We start from the raw sequence: 15,413 nt of genomic DNA on the forward strand, positions 1-15,413 counted from the left end.
TATTAATTTTTAATTATAAATTGAACATCACTCATCCCTTATAGCCTCGATTGGTTTTATTGCCATTGCCCTGAAGGCAGGTGCCAGTCCGGCAAGCAGTCCAAGGATAAGCAGTAAGACGCAGGCTCCTATGGCTCCCCAGAAACTGATTTGGAAGTGTGCTGCCGAGGTAGGCGAGGAGAGTGCCTCTTCTACAATATTCAGAAGGAAAACGGCAAAAGATATTCCGCTCATACCTGCTATGATGGTAAGTACCATACTTTCTGTAAGAATCTGGCTGAGGATGTCGTTAGGACGTGCGCCTATCGCTCTGCGGATACCTATTTCAGTGGTTCTCTCTTTTACTGTGACCATCATTATATTGCTCACGCCAATAGCTCCTGCCAGTAGTGTTCCCAGACCTACCATCCATCCCAGAACTTCTATGCCGGAGAACAGATTGTCCATCATTCCGAACATGGCTTCGGCATTTACACTTATCACAGCCTGCTTGTCATCGGGGTGTACATTGTGTGCCCGTTTTATTACCGATTCTACCTTCTTTTGGATTTCACTCACCGAGTATCCCTTTTTAACGGTAAAACTCAACATCTGGATTTTGTCTCCGAAATTATAGTTCTGCTGCATTGTAGAGAATGGTATAATGATTGATGTTTCAGCCTGTCCCTGAACGGACATGTTTCCTGCAGCCATATTGACTCCTATTACCTGATAATATATTCCGCTGACTTCAATGTATTTGCCGCATGGATTGCTCTTGTCAGGAAAAAGACTTTCAAAAATTCTGCTGCCTAGCACACAGACTTTTCTCCTGTTTAGAATATCCATGTCATTGATGTAACGTCCCATCGAAATTTGCGGCTCTTCTATTTTTGAGTATATAGGATAGAGTCCTTTTAAGGTGCCGGAAGTTTTGTTTTCGTTGTAAACCATTTCTATTCCCCATTTGGTAATATTTGGAGTTACAACTTCTATCTCCGGAACGCTGCGTCGTACTCTTTCCACATCAGTGTTTGTAAGTTCCCAGAAACGTCCCTGCTGGAATCCTTTATATGCCTTGCTTGTCTGGTTGGTACCAATAAAACCGGAGTTGGTCGCGAATCCCACGAACTGTTTTGCCATAAGATCCTGCACACCCTTCGTCCCTCCCATGAGGGCAACAAGCATGAATATTCCCCAAAAGACACCGAATGCCGTTAGCAGGCTTCGTGTCTTGTTCCTTGTTATGGTGAGGATTATCTCCTCGCATGTATCCAAATCAAATCGTCTCATAATCAGTCTGCTCTAAGTGCTTCAATCGGTCGTATCATTACAGCCTTTCTTGCAGGGAACAGTCCGGCAAGCGTTCCGGCTATTATCAGTGTAAGAGTGGCTTGTATGGCAATGCTTATATCGACAGTAGGATTTTCGAAGAAAGTCATTGAGAAGACTCCTGCATCCACCACTTGCTTGCCTGCTACTATATTCATGTATTCTGTGGTGGCAATTCCCGCAACCATGCCTATATATCCGAAGAATGTTGTAATTACTACGCTTTCGGATATGATGAGCCAAAGAATGGAAGAAGGCTTTGCCCCGAGTGCTTTCCTTATTCCGAACTCGTGTGTTCTTTCTCTGACCGTAATAAGCATGATATTGCTTACACCTACGATTCCGCTAAGCAGAGTGAAAATACCTACTACCCATATCGAGATTTTTAGGATATTGGTTGCCGACTGCTGTTGCAGATATTGTGTAAATCTGTTCCAGATCCATATCGCGCTGTCATCGTCGGGAGCAAAATTGTTGTTCTTGCCTATTGCAGCGCGGTATTCTTTTTCAAATTTATCGTTTGTAGCCTGGTCTGTAAGATTTTTTGTGGCAAATATTATATTGTCGATACTGTCACCTTTGCTGTATATCAGCTGTAGTGAGGTGAATGGAATAAGCGCGCTTGGTGAGAAACTGTTCTGGTCGGAATATATACCTATTACCTGATACATGACACCTTGTGATGTGATATATTTACCTATTCCTTCAGTGTGTGGAAACAGTATGTCGTATGTCTTCTGGTGAAGTACGATAACTTTTCGCATTTCATCCATATCACGCTTGTTGATAAATCTTCCCCTGACAAGTTTCATCGGTTCCATCTCCGTGTGGTTAGGGAATACACCGTCTATGGTGATGCTGACATTTTCTTTGCCGTATGTCAGTATTCCGCTGTGACTTGTTGTGGCTCCTACTGTAGTGATGTTGTCTTTAAATCTTTTTGAAGTGATTTTCATATCGCTTTCGTTAAGCGATATGTTTCTGCCTTCGTTCAATCCGTTGAATGCTTTTGATGTAAATCCCGGATAAATCTTCATGGAATTCATCTTCATGTCAGCCGACTGGTTTTCGAAAGCATGGATAAGTCCGTTTCCGGCTCCCAAAAGGACAATAAGCATATATATTCCCCAAGCTACGGCAAATCCTGTGAGTGCCGTACGAAGCTTGTTGCGCATTATTGTACCGTATATTTCCTGAATAAGATCTGTCATTTCCCTATGTGTTATTTCATAAATCCGTTTTTTCCGAACGGTGATGCGTTATGATCGATATTGTCTTCTATCTTTTCTATAATACCGTCTTTTATATGGATTATCTTGTTTGTCTGGTTGGCTACACCGCTTTCGTGTGTCACTATAATGATTGTAAGGCCTTCTTTTTCGTGCAGCTCTTTAAGGATATTCATTACTTCTACCGAGGTCTTGCTGTCAAGCGCTCCTGTAGGTTCGTCCGCCAGGATTATTTCTGGTTTTGAAATCAGGGCTCTTGCTATTGCCACTCTCTGTTTTTGTCCTCCTGACAGTTCGTTAGGCATGTGGTGTGCCCATTCCTTCAGACCGAGCTTGTCAAGATATTCCATTGCAAGCTCGTTTCTTTTCTTTCTGCTTACTCCCTGATAATATAGGGGCAGGGCTACATTTTCCATTGCATTCTTGAACGAGATTAGGTTGAAGGACTGGAATATGAAACCTATCATCCTGTTTCTATATTCTGCTGCTTTTGTCTCGCTGAGGTCTTTTATCAATACACCGTTTAAAGTGTATTCTCCGGTATCGTAATTGTCAAGTATCCCCAATATATTAAGTAATGTGGACTTTCCGGAACCGGATGCTCCCATTATAGAAACGAATTCCCCTTTTTCTATATCCAGATTTATACCTTTCAGAACATGTAACGGTGCACCGTTGTGATATGTCTTGTTTATGTCTTTCAGATGAATCATTTTGCCAGTTGATTAATAAATTCGCAGCTAAATTAGGAAAAAACTTATAGATTCGTATTAATATTTATTTGAAAAATTTGTGAGATTATTGTCTATTGTATATTTTTGTCTCAATAATTAACCCTAAACAATAAATGTCATGACTGTAAATATGGAAAAACCCTATGTGGTTGGTATGGACATCGGCGGTACAAATACCGTTTTCGGTGTAGTTGATTCTCGTGGAAACGTTTTAGCTTCCGATTCAATCAAGACTCAGGAACATGAGGAAATAGATGAATACGTTGATGCAGTGTGCAAAAAACTTATTCCTTTGTTGCAGCAGTTCGGTGGAGCTGAAAAGTTCAAGGGAATGGGTGTTGGTGCGCCTAACGGAAACTATTATAAAGGAACAATTGAATTTGCTCCAAATCTTCCTTGGAAGGGGGTTATTCCTTTGGCAGCGATGTTTGAAGATAAGTTGGGAATACCTACTGCTCTTACAAATGATGCCAATGCGGCTGCAATCGGTGAAATGACATACGGAGCTGCACGCGGGTTGAGAGACTTCATAATGATTACACTTGGAACAGGTGTTGGTAGCGGTATCGTTGTAAACGGACAGTTGGTTTACGGTCACGACGGTTTTGCAGGTGAGCTTGGTCACGTGGTAGTAGAACGTGACGGTCGTCTTTGCGGTTGCGGACGTAAAGGTTGTCTTGAAACATACTGCTCGGCTACCGGTGTTGCACGTACTGCACGCGAATTCCTGGTTGCACGTTCAGAACCAAGTTTGCTTAGAGAGATTCCTGCAGAAGAAATCGTATCAAAGGATGTTTACGATGCGGCTATCAAAGGTGACAAGCTTGCTTTGGAAATATTTGAATATACAGGAACAATCTTGGGTAGAGCATTGGCTGATTTTATCGCGTTCTCAAGTCCGGAAGCAATTATTCTGTTTGGAGGTCTTGCCAAATCAGGTGATCTCATCATGAAACCTATACAGAAGGCTATGGATGAAAATGTTCTTAAGATATATGCCGGTAAGACTAAACTGTTGCTTTCACAGCTTAAAGATGCAGATGCTGCCGTTTTGGGTGCAAGTGCATTAGGTTGGGAAGTGAAGGAAGATTAATCTTTAAGTAATATATACATAAAAAAACTCATCAGGTGTTTGGTATGATACCTGATGAGTTTTTTTATGCATATATCCGATTATTTCTTATTATGTTTCTTCCATATGTATGGCCGTAATACATAATAACTGAAAATGCTGCCCAGTATTACGCCTGTGATGTTGGCCGCAAAATCCAGCCAATCGCCACCTCTTGTCTCTGTCAGTGTGGCTTGACCTATTTCTATGAGTCCGCTCATGATAATAGGGCATATAATTCCCCCTATTATAAGATGTCTTTTTATCAAAGGAAAGTGTTGCCTTATATGTTCAGACCATAGAATGACTGTAAGTCCTCCGTACATACAGATGTGTACTATCTTATCGAGATTCTTTATCTCGTTCAGTGATGTTTGCGGAGGTTTGAAAAACGACAAATAAAGTATTGCCGCTATCACCAGAATAGATAATGGATAACGCTTTAAATATGTAATCATGTTATAAATATTAATTTCCCCGCCAAAAATATGATATTTTTTGTACATTTGTGCCGCTAAACAGTTCTATTTATTATTTAATATGTTTTTTTATGCAACATAATCACGACAGAGTTAGTTTTGGAAGTAAATTGGGTGCGATATTGGCGGCGGCAGGTTCAGCAGTGGGATTGGGTAATATATGGCGTTTCCCTTACGAAGCGGGTAATCATGGTGGTGCTGCTTTTATCCTTATATATTTGGGATGTATCTTCATATTCGGTTTGCCGATAATGGTAGCCGAATTCACTATAGGACGTAGTGCCAAAGCGAGTACCGGAGGATCTTTCAGTGTTCTTGCCCCCGGCACAAACTGGAAATGGGTGGGATATTTGGGTGTTCTTACCGGTTTCCTTATCTTGGGATATTATTCGGTTGTGGCAGGATGGACGTTGGAATATCTGCTTCAGTCAGCTATAGGAGGTTTCGAAGGTAAGGATGCTGACGGATTTATAGCCATGTTCAATGAGTTTTCGTCCGATCCTTTACGTCCTATCATATGGTTAACGGTTTTCATGCTACTTACACACATTGTAATTGTCAAGGGTGTGAAAGACGGAATAGAGCGTTCGTCAAAGGTTATGATGCCTGTCCTTTTCATTCTTGTAGTCCTTCTTGCAATATGCTCTGTCACTTTGCCTGGAGCGGAAAAGGGTATTGAATTCCTTTTTAAACCGGATTTCAGTAAAGTTACTCCTGAAGTATTCTTGGGAGCCATGGGGCAGGCTTTCTTTTCGATGAGCCTTGGTATGGGATGTCTGTCAACTTATGCATCATATTTTGGAAAGGAAACAAGATTGGGGCATACGGCGATGAGTGTCGGAATAATTGATACGTTCGTCGCGATACTGGCCGGTATAATTATATTTCCGGCGGCTTTTTCTGTGGGAATAAACCCGGGTTCCGGTCCTTCATTGATATTTATAACATTGCCAAATGTATTCCAGCAGGCATTTTCCGCAGTGCCGTTTTTGGCTGTGATATGTGCGATTGCATTCTATCTTCTTCTAGCTTTGGCCGCACTTACTTCAACAATTTCACTTCACGAGGTTTCTACTGCCTTTCTCCACGAAAAGTTCGGACTTACACGTGGAAGGGCTGCGACCATTGTGTCTTTGGGTTGTTGGTCTATAGGTGTCGTTTCATCGCTTGCACTGGGAGAATGGAGCGGATTCAAGATTGCTGGTATGAACTTCTTTGATGCCTTGGATTATCTTACAGCAAAAATCATGTTGCCTGTTTCCGGTATGTTGTCTGCTATCTTTGTCGGATGGGTACTAAACAAAGCTATCGTAAAAGGTGAGGCTACAAATTATGGCGCGTTGAAATCTACTTATTATCCTCTTTATATTTTCATTTTGAAGTTTATCGCTCCGGTCGGTATAATGCTTATTTTTCTTAATGAGTTGGGACTTTTCTAAAAAGCATTATATATGTGGAAGGATTGGTTCTTTTATTCTCGCGGACAGCGTAGGGCAATAATATTTTTATTGTTGGTTCTTATTCTGCTGATATGTATTTTGGCGAGCGAAAATATCGGGAATAACAGGACTGAAATTGCTATTGATCCGTTGAAAATTGCTGATTCTTTGTATGTCAGGATTGATAATGACAAGCGTAATCGTGACAATTACAGAAGATATAAAGATAAAGAGCCTGTATATAAGAAGAATAAAAAGCAGTCTTCTGATTTTTCCTATGAGCATAAGAAGGAAGAGAATAAAGAGATAAAGAAATATCCTAAACAGGAGAAATTCAATGCAGGAATCATAATTGATGTAAATACCGCCGACACGTCAATATTGAAGAAAATTCCTGGCATAGGAAGTGTCATTTCAAGAAATATTGTGAACTATAGAAACCGTTTGGGAGGGTTTTACAATACCGCTCAATTACTAGAAGTACAGTATGTCGATTCTACATTGCTGAAATGGTTTGAAGTCAAGTCTGATGTTTTCCGTAAAATCAGAATCAATAAAGCCGGAATAGATGAATTGCGTTCGCATCCGTATATGGATTTCTATAAGGCCAAAGCTATTATTGATTTCAGACGTAAGAGAGGTTCTATAGATGGTATGTCTCAGATATCAATGTTCGGGGAATTTTCGGAAGAAGATATAGATAAGCTAAGTCATTATTTTTCGTTTGAATAGGGAGTTAGCAGTTCTTTTCCATTATATGTTATCAGCCGTTTGGCAACTGTCCGGTTGAACATTCACCTGACAAATTCCAAACGGCTGATAAATATTTTAAAACTATTGTGGCTGTATAGTTTATTTTTCTACTGTATATCCTGCAGATTTTGCTATAAGGACAGGTATTTGTGTGTTGTCCAATCTTCCGCTGAAGTTTTCAGCTCCGGCTCCGATAGCAAATACAGGTACATATCCTGCAGAGTGTCCGCCACTTGTCCATCCGATAAGAGCTATTTCGCTTACTATACGTTTAGCCTCTGCGGCAAGAGCTTCATCGCGTGCATACTCACTTTTTTCCATTTTGGCATTCTGACCCTTCAATGTGTTTTCGTAAACATTTACCAGGCGTTTTTCCTGTTCCTCTGAAAGCTTTATTTCATCCCAAAAACCGAAGTTCTCTTTCAAGGCTGTCTTTACTGATTCCCATGGAACATTATTCTTATATTTCTTACGCAGTGTATTCAGTACTTTGGTAAATCCGCTTTCGCTCATTTTCTGGTTATCCAGTGCTTTCAGGTTAAGTCTGTATTCTCCAGTTCCTAATACTATACCACCGGTTTCATGGTCGGCTGTTACCACAATAAGTGTTTCGTCAGGATGTTGTTTGTAGAATTCGTATGCTTGCCTGATAGCCTTGTCCAAATCCTGCACTTCGCGGAAAGCAGTTGCTGCATCGTTGCTGTGGCATGCCCAGTCTATTTTTCCGCCTTCCACCATCAGGAAGAAACCTTTACTTAAATCTTTTGAAAGGAAATCTATGGCAGAACGTGTAATTTCTTCCAGTGTAAGATCTTTCTCTGTTCTGTCTATAGCATATGGAATGGCACTTCTGTCTTTTGATGAGGCTTCTTCACTTTGGAAAAGGATCATCTTGTCGGCTTTAGCGCTTTTCTTGGTATAGTCATTATAACCTCTGGCGATAGAATAACCGTATTCGTCAGCCATTTTGTAAAGGTTCTTTGCGCTTTTGTCTTCCTTATTGTCCGGTTCCATAAAATCTGAACCTGCGTAGAAATCAAATCCTGCGGCATAAAGATCGGCACCAATGTTGTAATAGCTTCCGCGTCCTGCTTCGTGGGCATAGAATGCAGCCGGAGTTGCATGATCGACGCTGACACTTGTTGCTACTCCAACTTTACGTCCGCTGTTTTTTGCCCATACGGCAACACTGTTTACAGGAGTTTCAAGGTCTTTCAATACACCGATAGCACCGTTTTTTGTCTTGTTGCCTGTAGCCAATGCAGTACCTGCTGCGGCAGAATCGGTAACTCCGTTTGTTGCGGAGAAAGTGGTTGCGACCGTAGATACCGGAAATTGAGTGAAACACAATGGTTCGATGGCTATTTCGCCTTTCATTTCACCCTGGAAAAGTTCTGTTCCCTGTACCTGGTTTACACCCATACCGTCGCCGATAAAATAAAATACATATTTAGCCTGCTGTGCAAAGCTCCAATTGCACGAAAGTAATACGAGAGCAAATAATAAATGGAATTTTTTCATTGTTGTTTGGTTTTTGATTTGTGCAAAAATAAGAAAATATTGTGTTTTAGCTTTAGTTTAATCTTTTTTTACGTTTAAATAATGGATAAAATCCGTTTTTGAAAGTTTAGATATTACAAATAAATTATTTATGATTATGTCTAAAGTCTTTTATCTGGTATCATTGCCTCTGATTTTTTGTTCATGTAAAAATGAATTGCCGTTTAATGATGATATGGCTGTAAAATTATTTGTTGAAGTAGGGAACTCTCCATTTTCAAGAACAGTAACTTCAGTTGACGGAAGTGTTGATTTCCGTGAAAATGATATTACAGGCATGTTTATAGAGAATATTGATAATCCTGTTGAGTGGACATACAGGAATGGCAATTGGGCTACGGAAAACAGTATGATGTGGGAGAACCGTACTGATGATTTTGAGTTCCTGGCATATTATCCGTGTGTACAAACCGATAATGTATTGCGCTCTTCTGTCCCTATGCCTGATCTGTCTGTACAGTCAGGTAATATATCTGATATCGGCGAAAAAGACTTTCTGGTAGGAAAATGTGTTACTTCTTATTCTGATAATAACGGAATTGTATCTTTCAGTGGGGAAAATTCTTTTGTACACGTTTATTCTCTGTTGCATCTGAGTGTCATCAATGACGACCAGTCACAGTCATTTTCCATGAAAGAGTGTAGCTTTTCCGGCGAGGGTATAGTTACTCCTCATGTCTATTCATTCGATACATCATCTGAGGGAATGAAGAAAAGTGGATCTGATGACATCTCAGTATTACGGATTAATGATTTGTCTTCTTTGTCGGCTGTTACTGTACTTATTAATCCTGTCACACTGCAGACGCCGCTTAGATTTACATTGAGATATATTTCCGGCGACAAAGAATACGAGGCTTCAGCCAATTTGGGTAATAATTTTGCAGGTGGAAGTTTCAATAAAATTACATTGAGGGTTATTGACGGTAAACTGGTGATGACAGGTAATGAAGTAACGGATTGGAATGTCATAACGTTGGATGAAGTAATATTAAATGGGGCTTCGGTGTAATATAATGTCATTATTTTGTAATACATAAAGAAATTTCTTGTAATTTTGCACTTTCAAAATCATTTAGAAACTCTTTTAATTATTAGTTGCACGTATGAAAGCACTGAAGGAACGGATATTGCGCGACGGAAAATGTTTTGAAGGTGGTATCCTTAAAGTTGATAACTTTATCAATCATCAGATGGACCCTATTCTGATGAAATCCATGGCGGTGGAATTTGTAAGGCGTTTTGCCAGTACCAAAATTAACAAAGTGCTGACTATCGAAGCAAGTGGTATCGCTCCTGCCATCATGGTGGGCTATTTGCTTGAACTTCCCGTAGTCTTCGCAAAGAAAAAGAAACCAAGCACAATGGAGAATATGCTCACCACTACTGTTTATTCTTTTACTAAAGACAGAAATTATGATGTATGCGTAAGCAGCGACTATCTGTGTCCTGGTGATAAAGTGCTTTTCATTGACGATTTCCTTGCCAACGGTAATGCTGCCAAGGGTATAATAGACTTGGTTAACAAGGCGGGAGCTGAATTGGTAGGTATGGGATTCCTGATTGAGAAATCATTCCAACACGGAGGCGAACAGCTCAGAAACATGGGGGTACATGTAGAGTCACTCGCCATCATTGAAAGTCTTGACGACTGTAAGATTGTTCTTAAAGAAGAATAAAAACTCATAAACTCAAAAACTCAAATCAACAAATGGAAAATGAACAGAATGTAGCCCCAGGCGAGGGGCTGATTTACGGACTTAACGACCGCCCACCTTTGAAGGATACCATTTTTGCGGCCTTGCAACACTTGCTGGCTATTTTCGTGGCAATCATCACTCCTCCGCTTATCATAGCAGGAGCGTTGGGACTTGACATCGAAACTACCGGTTTCCTTGTTTCCATGGCACTTTTCGCGTCTGGTATTTCTACTTTCATACAGTGCAGAAAGGTAGGACCTATCGGTTGCGGACTTTTATGTATTCAGGGAACAAGTTTCTCTTTTATCGGTCCTATCATTTCAGCCGGACTGACAGGAGGATTGTCCTCTATTTTCGGAGCAACTATTGCTGCTTCTACTGTCGAGATGCTTATCAGCCGCGTGCTTAAATATACACGTAAGATTATCACTCCGCTAGTGTCGGGTATAGTGGTTACCCTTATTGGTATGAGCCTTATCAAAGTAGGTATATCTGCATGCGGAGGAGGTGTAACGGCACAGAATGACGGTACTTTCGGAGCGTTCCAGCACGTTGGTCTGGCAGCTTTGGTTCTTGTGCTTATCATAATCTTCAACCGTAGTTCGAACCGCTATCTCCGCATGAGTTCCATCGTTATAGGTCTTCTGGTGGGATATGTCGTAGCCTGGGCTTTGGGTATGGTAGATTTCTCGTCTGTGCAGAGCTATGGAGGTTTCAATATTCCTATACCTTTCAAATATGGTATCTCGTTCGATATCTCTGCCATCATCGGTCTGGGACTTGTCTATCTTATCACAGCCATTGAGGCATATGGCGATGTGACTGCCAATTCGCTTATTTCAGGCGAGCCTGTAGAAGGAGAGAAGTTTGTAAAACGTGCTTCGGGAGGTATCCTTGCCGATGGTTTCAACTCTATGCTTGCAGGTATCTTCAACTCTTTCCCTAACTCGATTTTCGCACAGAACAACGGTATGATTCAGCTTACAGGTGTTGCCAGCCGCTATGTGGGATATTTCATTGCAGGTTTCCTTATCCTGCTCGGTTTATTCCCAGCGGTAGGACTTGTGTTCTCGCTTATGCCTGAGCCGGTACTTGGAGGTGCCACTCTGCTGATGTTCGGTACTGTGGCGGCAGCCGGAATACGTATTATCGCTTCTCAGAAGATTGACAGAAAGGCTACTTTGGTAATGGCATTGAGTTTTTCTTTCGGTCTTAGTGTTGAGCTTGTTCCGGAGATACTTTCTCAGTTGCCTGAAACTGTAAAGAACATATTCTCGTCAGGTATCACTACAGGTGGTCTTACAGCTATTCTGGCTAATATTCTTATCAGAATAAAAGAATAACATTGTTTTAATATCAAAATAAGGGCGATGGCTGCCTTGTTTGTGGACGGCCATCGCCTTTTTTATGTCTTGTCGTAGTTGGCGTTACACGTTCGTGTTACACCCGTTACACGTTTGTGTTCCGCCCGTTACACGTTCGTGTTACGCCAATTATGTCAGAGAATTTCATCAAGGGTGTCCATTATTTTCACGTGAGGATACATTTCAAGTTCATATCGAGTGGTCATCCCGTGCAGTACACCTGCGAAATCAGCTCCGGCGTTGCGTGCCGTCTCCGCATCTACGGTGCTGTCGCCGCAATACAGGACATCTGCTGTTTCTAATCCCAGATGACCTATGGCGAACATCAATCCCTCGGGCGAAGGCTTTGGAGTTTTTACATCCTCTCCGCCTACGATTATGTCAAGAAATCCTTCAGGCAGTTTCGTTTCCAACAGTTCCATTATTCTGTATCTGTACTTTGTAGAGATTATTCCGATTTTTGCTCCTCTTTCCTTCAGGCGTGAGAGCACATCGAGTGTTTCCGGAAACAAAACTGTGTTTGCTGTCATTAGTTTGTCGGCTTGTGTCACATATTCTTTGCGGTAGGCGGCCAGAGTTTCTTTATCGTCTATGCCTGTAAGTATAGTGAATGATTCCTCAAGAGTTTTTCCTATGGTACGCTTTATGGCTTCGTCGCTGATGCCTTCATGTCCGTGCGTGGCGAGTACATTTCTGAAACACATAACTATGCCGCGTGACGAGTCGGCGAGTGTATAGTCGAAATCGAAAAGATAAGCCTTGTAAGTTTTCTGTATCATTTGGTTATAAGTTTTTATTTCGCGTAAAGGTAATGCATAATGAGGGTTATCCAAAGTAAAACATGTTTTTTGTTTTCAGATTGTAGTTTGAGCGATTTTTTTTGTAACCTTTATACCTTCATGCTTATGCATATTTTCTGAATTTTTTGTACTTTTGTTCCGCTTAAACTAATTTAATTGTTTTAAAAGAATGGGAGGTTTTTTTGGTACAGTCTCTAAGGCTGAATGTGTGACCGATTTGTTTTACGGCACAGACTATAATTCTCACCTTGGCACAAAGCGTGCCGGAATGGCTACTTACTCTGCCGGTGAGGGTTTCATGCGCGCTATCCACAGTTTGGAAAGTTCTTATTTCCGCACTAAGTTCGAATCAGAGTTGCCGCAATTTAAAGGAAATGCAGGTATTGGAGTTATAAGCGATACCGATCCGCAGCCTATTATGATAAACTCTCACTTGGGCAAGTTCGCTATAGTGACAGTGGCAAAAATCAATAATGAAGAGGAGTTGGTAAATGAGCTTCTTTCATCGAACATGCATCTGTCGGAAATGAGTATGGGTAAAACCAATCAGACGGAACTTGTAGCATTGCTTATTGTTCAGGGAAAGGATTTCGTGGATGGTATAGAGAATGTATTCAACAAGATAAAAGGTTCTTGCTCAATGCTTATACTTACTGAAGACGGAATTATCGTTGCGCGCGACAAGTGGGGACGTACTCCGATTATCATCGGTAAGAAGAATGGTGCATATGCTGCAACTAGCGAGTCGAGCAGTTTGCCAAACCTTGATTTTGAAATAGAAAAATATGTCGGCCCGGGAGAGATTATCCGTATGCGCGCCGATGGACTGGAGCAGATGCGCAAACCTAATGACAAGATGCAGATCTGCTCTTTTTTGTGGGTTTACTATGGTTTCCCTGTTTCTTCATACGAAGGAAGGAATGTAGAGGAAGTCCGTTTTATGTCCGGTTACAAGATGGGACAGACAGACGATTCTGAAGTGGACTGCGCTTGCGGTATTCCTGATTCCGGTGTAGGTATGGCGCTGGGTTATGCCGAAGGTAAAGGTATTCCGTATCATCGCGCAATAGCAAAATATACTCCTACATGGCCTCGCAGCTTTACTCCTAGCAATCAGAGTATGCGTTCGCTTGTGGCGAAAATGAAACTTATACCAAACCGTTCTATGCTTCAGGGTAAGAGACTGTTGTTCTGTGACGATTCTATAGTACGCGGTACTCAGCTTCGAGATAATGTGAATATTCTCTATGATTACGGAGCAAAAGAGGTGCATATGCGTATAGCTTGTCCGCCGCTTATTTACGGATGTCCGTTTATCGGTTTCACTTCGTCAAAGAGTGACATGGAGCTTATCACACGTCGTATTATCAAGGAAATAGAAGGTGATGAGAATGCTAAACTTGACAAGTATGCTACTACTGATTCTCCTGAGTATAAGGAACTGGTAGAGCGTATAAGAGCACGTTTCGGACTGACTTCGCTGAAGTTCAATACCCTTGAAACTTTGATTGAGGCTATCGGACTTCCTAAGTGTAAGGTTTGTACACACTGTTTCGACGGTTCAAGCTGTTTCTGATATAAATAAGATACACATAAAAAAACTCCGCAGGTCATCGTGCCTTGCGGAGTTTTTTTTATATATGAAATGTTTTATCAGAATGCTTCTGTCATATTTATATAGAACAGGTTCTGCTTGTTTACGAAGTCCCTGCCTATATCAAGTCTGAAATTCATACGTGGCTGTACTTCTATTCTCAGACCGACACCTGCGTTGGGCAGTACACCTTCGATCTTGCCTGGATTCGGTCCCATAAAACCGGCGCCTCCCCATACTACGTATCCTAAGCGGTTAGCTACTTTCTTCCACCAGTTACTTCTGTCGGTATTGAACATCTGTCTGTATTCCAGTATTGCAAGATGTGATGACTTGTCGCGGAACTGTCCCATATAGTAGCCTCTGAGGTCGAACGGCGTACCGCTAAGTACATACTTGTTCAGAGGTATATTATTGCCGAATACGTTTTTGCTCTGTACTGTCCATGCCAGGACTTTCCTTTTGCCTACCGACTTGTACTGGCGGTAGTCGAATTCCAAACGGTAGTAATTGTCATCGCCACCTAACCATTTCTGATACATTACACCGCGGAAATCAAAATACAGACCTTTAAACGGATTGGCAGGAATGTCGCGTGTGTCGTAACTTAACAGGAATCCCAGACCGGAACTGAAATTGCTGTATCCGTCGGCAGTACCTCCGGCCTTTATGTAATTCTTGTCTTGTGTTATACCTTCAGCCACATTCATCATGTGGTCGTAGTTCAAGTCAATCTGCGGACCGGCAAAGAAGTTTGTTTCTTTTATACGGAAAAGGAACCATGGGTTAACCTGTATTCCGCTGTATTTGTATTGGCTGGTTTCTTTGCCTCGGATGTAATTCTTGTTGGTGGTATATCCCACTCCGTAATAGTTTTCCTGTGTGTTCTTGTAGATGAATTGTCCAAAGATACGGAATTTATCGTTCTTGAAGAACAATTGTGGTTTTACTACTATATTAAGTCCGCCTTTGAACATCAGTGCTACCGAAGCTGGAACTACCGAGCGCTTCATAGTGCTGTCCTTTGGATTCATGCTGAAAGTTACCAGTGCGCTACCACCTATCAAAAAACCGAAATCAGGGGTATAGCTCGGACCGCCAAGAATATTATAATGTACGTTTCGTTGGGCTTTTTTTTGTCTTTTGAGTTCTTTTTTACTTAGAACGGCTGTAGTATCGCCGGCAATAGGAATACCTTGTTTTACAATCTCTGCTTCTTGTCCTAAAGTTTTCACTGGAAGCGCTATTAAACACGCTATGAGCAATAATGTAGAATATAATTTCATTCTGTCTTTATGTATTTTGGTGCAAAATTACGAAACTTACTCAATAGTTTGAT

Annotated in this window: 14 protein-coding genes; 7 read left to right on the forward strand and 7 right to left on the reverse strand. The window is 41.3% G+C overall.

Annotated features, from left to right (window positions below; all coding sequences use genetic code 11):
* Positions 1–27: 27 nt before the first annotated feature.
* From NW213_RS00005 to NW213_RS00015, 3 genes are read right to left on the reverse strand one after another with little or no spacing between them, the layout of a single operon-like run.
* Positions 28–1,272: an ABC transporter permease gene (locus NW213_RS00005; RefSeq protein WP_258321458.1), complete on the reverse strand. Its 1,245-nt coding sequence runs from the start codon at positions 1,270–1,272 to the stop codon at positions 28–30.
* A 2-nt stretch (positions 1,273–1,274) separates the two neighbouring features.
* Positions 1,275–2,522 (reverse strand): ABC transporter permease, encoded by a 1,248-nt coding sequence (locus tag NW213_RS00010; protein ID WP_154044308.1) that lies wholly within the window; start codon positions 2,520–2,522, stop codon positions 1,275–1,277.
* Positions 2,523–2,533: 11 nt separating this feature from the next.
* On the reverse strand, positions 2,534–3,253 hold the full coding sequence (locus NW213_RS00015; protein WP_258321459.1) for an ABC transporter ATP-binding protein: 720 nt from the start codon (positions 3,251–3,253) through the stop codon (positions 2,534–2,536).
* 139 nt (positions 3,254–3,392) lie between these two features.
* Between NW213_RS00015 and NW213_RS00020 the strand changes: the two genes are divergently transcribed.
* Complete coding sequence (locus NW213_RS00020) at positions 3,393–4,367, forward strand: ROK family protein (RefSeq protein WP_204390688.1); 975 nt, start codon at positions 3,393–3,395, stop codon at positions 4,365–4,367.
* Positions 4,368–4,447: 80 nt separating this feature from the next.
* Here the strand turns inward: NW213_RS00020 and NW213_RS00025 are convergent, their stop codons facing one another.
* A complete protein-coding gene (locus NW213_RS00025; RefSeq protein WP_235339576.1) occupies positions 4,448–4,843 on the reverse strand; it encodes a hypothetical protein in 396 nt (131 codons plus the stop codon).
* Between the two features lie 92 nt (positions 4,844–4,935).
* On the opposite strand from NW213_RS00025, the gene NW213_RS00030 reads away from it, so the two are divergent.
* Positions 4,936–6,303, forward strand: coding sequence for a sodium-dependent transporter (locus tag NW213_RS00030; protein ID WP_258321460.1), 1,368 nt, complete (start codon positions 4,936–4,938; stop codon positions 6,301–6,303).
* 12 nt (positions 6,304–6,315) lie between these two features.
* Positions 6,316–7,035: a helix-hairpin-helix domain-containing protein gene (locus NW213_RS00035; RefSeq protein WP_204390683.1), complete on the forward strand. Its 720-nt coding sequence runs from the start codon at positions 6,316–6,318 to the stop codon at positions 7,033–7,035.
* Positions 7,036–7,155: 120 nt separating this feature from the next.
* Here the strand turns inward: NW213_RS00035 and NW213_RS00040 are convergent, their stop codons facing one another.
* Positions 7,156–8,577 (reverse strand): alkaline phosphatase, encoded by a 1,422-nt coding sequence (locus tag NW213_RS00040; protein ID WP_204390681.1) that lies wholly within the window; start codon positions 8,575–8,577, stop codon positions 7,156–7,158.
* Between the two features lie 136 nt (positions 8,578–8,713).
* Here NW213_RS00040 and NW213_RS00045 point away from each other — a divergent pair, with 136 nt between their 5' ends.
* The 3 genes from NW213_RS00045 to NW213_RS00055 all read left to right on the forward strand — a co-directional run bounded on the left by NW213_RS00045 (position 8,714) and on the right by NW213_RS00055 (position 11,659).
* Positions 8,714–9,628: a fimbrillin family protein gene (locus tag NW213_RS00045; RefSeq protein ID WP_204390679.1), complete on the forward strand. Its 915-nt coding sequence runs from the start codon at positions 8,714–8,716 to the stop codon at positions 9,626–9,628.
* 94 nt (positions 9,629–9,722) lie between these two features.
* A complete protein-coding gene (gene xpt, locus NW213_RS00050) occupies positions 9,723–10,295 on the forward strand; it encodes a xanthine phosphoribosyltransferase (RefSeq protein WP_154044316.1) in 573 nt (190 codons plus the stop codon).
* Positions 10,296–10,327: 32 nt separating this feature from the next.
* Positions 10,328–11,659, forward strand: coding sequence for a nucleobase:cation symporter-2 family protein (locus tag NW213_RS00055; RefSeq protein WP_154044317.1), 1,332 nt, complete (start codon positions 10,328–10,330; stop codon positions 11,657–11,659).
* Positions 11,660–11,814: 155 nt separating this feature from the next.
* Here the strand turns inward: NW213_RS00055 and NW213_RS00060 are convergent, their stop codons facing one another.
* Entirely contained in the window at positions 11,815–12,459 is a 645-nt protein-coding gene (locus NW213_RS00060) for an HAD family hydrolase (RefSeq protein ID WP_154044318.1), read from the reverse strand.
* A 190-nt stretch (positions 12,460–12,649) separates the two neighbouring features.
* Here NW213_RS00060 and NW213_RS00065 point away from each other — a divergent pair, with 190 nt between their 5' ends.
* A complete protein-coding gene (locus NW213_RS00065) occupies positions 12,650–14,056 on the forward strand; it encodes an amidophosphoribosyltransferase (RefSeq protein ID WP_258321461.1) in 1,407 nt (468 codons plus the stop codon).
* Positions 14,057–14,133: 77 nt separating this feature from the next.
* On the opposite strand, the gene NW213_RS00070 is transcribed toward NW213_RS00065, so the two are convergent.
* Complete coding sequence (locus NW213_RS00070; protein ID WP_258321462.1) at positions 14,134–15,360, reverse strand: outer membrane protein assembly factor; 1,227 nt, start codon at positions 15,358–15,360, stop codon at positions 14,134–14,136.
* Between the last annotated feature and the right edge of the window lie 53 nt (positions 15,361–15,413).

It is taken from the genome of Bacteroides sp. ET336 (assembly GCF_024733815.1).
Lineage (GTDB): Bacteria > Bacteroidota > Bacteroidia > Bacteroidales > Bacteroidaceae > Phocaeicola > Phocaeicola cellulolyticus.

Bases quoted from the DNA above. Each gene is read 5' to 3' on its own strand.
- NW213_RS00005 (WP_258321458.1), bottom strand. From the start codon at position 1,272: ATGAGACGATTTGATTTGGATACATGCGAGGAGATAATCCTCACCATA.
- NW213_RS00010 (WP_154044308.1), bottom strand. From the start codon at position 2,522: ATGACAGATCTTATTCAGGAAATATACGGTACAATAATGCGCAACAAG.
- NW213_RS00015 (WP_258321459.1), bottom strand. From the start codon at position 3,253: ATGATTCATCTGAAAGACATAAACAAGACATATCACAACGGTGCACCG.
- NW213_RS00020 (WP_204390688.1), top strand. From the start codon at position 3,393: ATGACTGTAAATATGGAAAAACCCTATGTGGTTGGTATGGACATCGGC.
- NW213_RS00025 (WP_235339576.1), bottom strand. From the start codon at position 4,843: ATGATTACATATTTAAAGCGTTATCCATTATCTATTCTGGTGATAGCG.
- NW213_RS00030 (WP_258321460.1), top strand. From the start codon at position 4,936: ATGCAACATAATCACGACAGAGTTAGTTTTGGAAGTAAATTGGGTGCG.
- NW213_RS00035 (WP_204390683.1), top strand. From the start codon at position 6,316: ATGTGGAAGGATTGGTTCTTTTATTCTCGCGGACAGCGTAGGGCAATA.
- NW213_RS00040 (WP_204390681.1), bottom strand. From the start codon at position 8,577: ATGAAAAAATTCCATTTATTATTTGCTCTCGTATTACTTTCGTGCAAT.
- NW213_RS00045 (WP_204390679.1), top strand. From the start codon at position 8,714: ATGTCTAAAGTCTTTTATCTGGTATCATTGCCTCTGATTTTTTGTTCA.
- xpt (WP_154044316.1), top strand. From the start codon at position 9,723: ATGAAAGCACTGAAGGAACGGATATTGCGCGACGGAAAATGTTTTGAA.
- NW213_RS00055 (WP_154044317.1), top strand. From the start codon at position 10,328: ATGGAAAATGAACAGAATGTAGCCCCAGGCGAGGGGCTGATTTACGGA.
- NW213_RS00060 (WP_154044318.1), bottom strand. From the start codon at position 12,459: ATGATACAGAAAACTTACAAGGCTTATCTTTTCGATTTCGACTATACA.
- NW213_RS00065 (WP_258321461.1), top strand. From the start codon at position 12,650: ATGGGAGGTTTTTTTGGTACAGTCTCTAAGGCTGAATGTGTGACCGAT.
- NW213_RS00070 (WP_258321462.1), bottom strand. From the start codon at position 15,360: ATGAAATTATATTCTACATTATTGCTCATAGCGTGTTTAATAGCGCTT.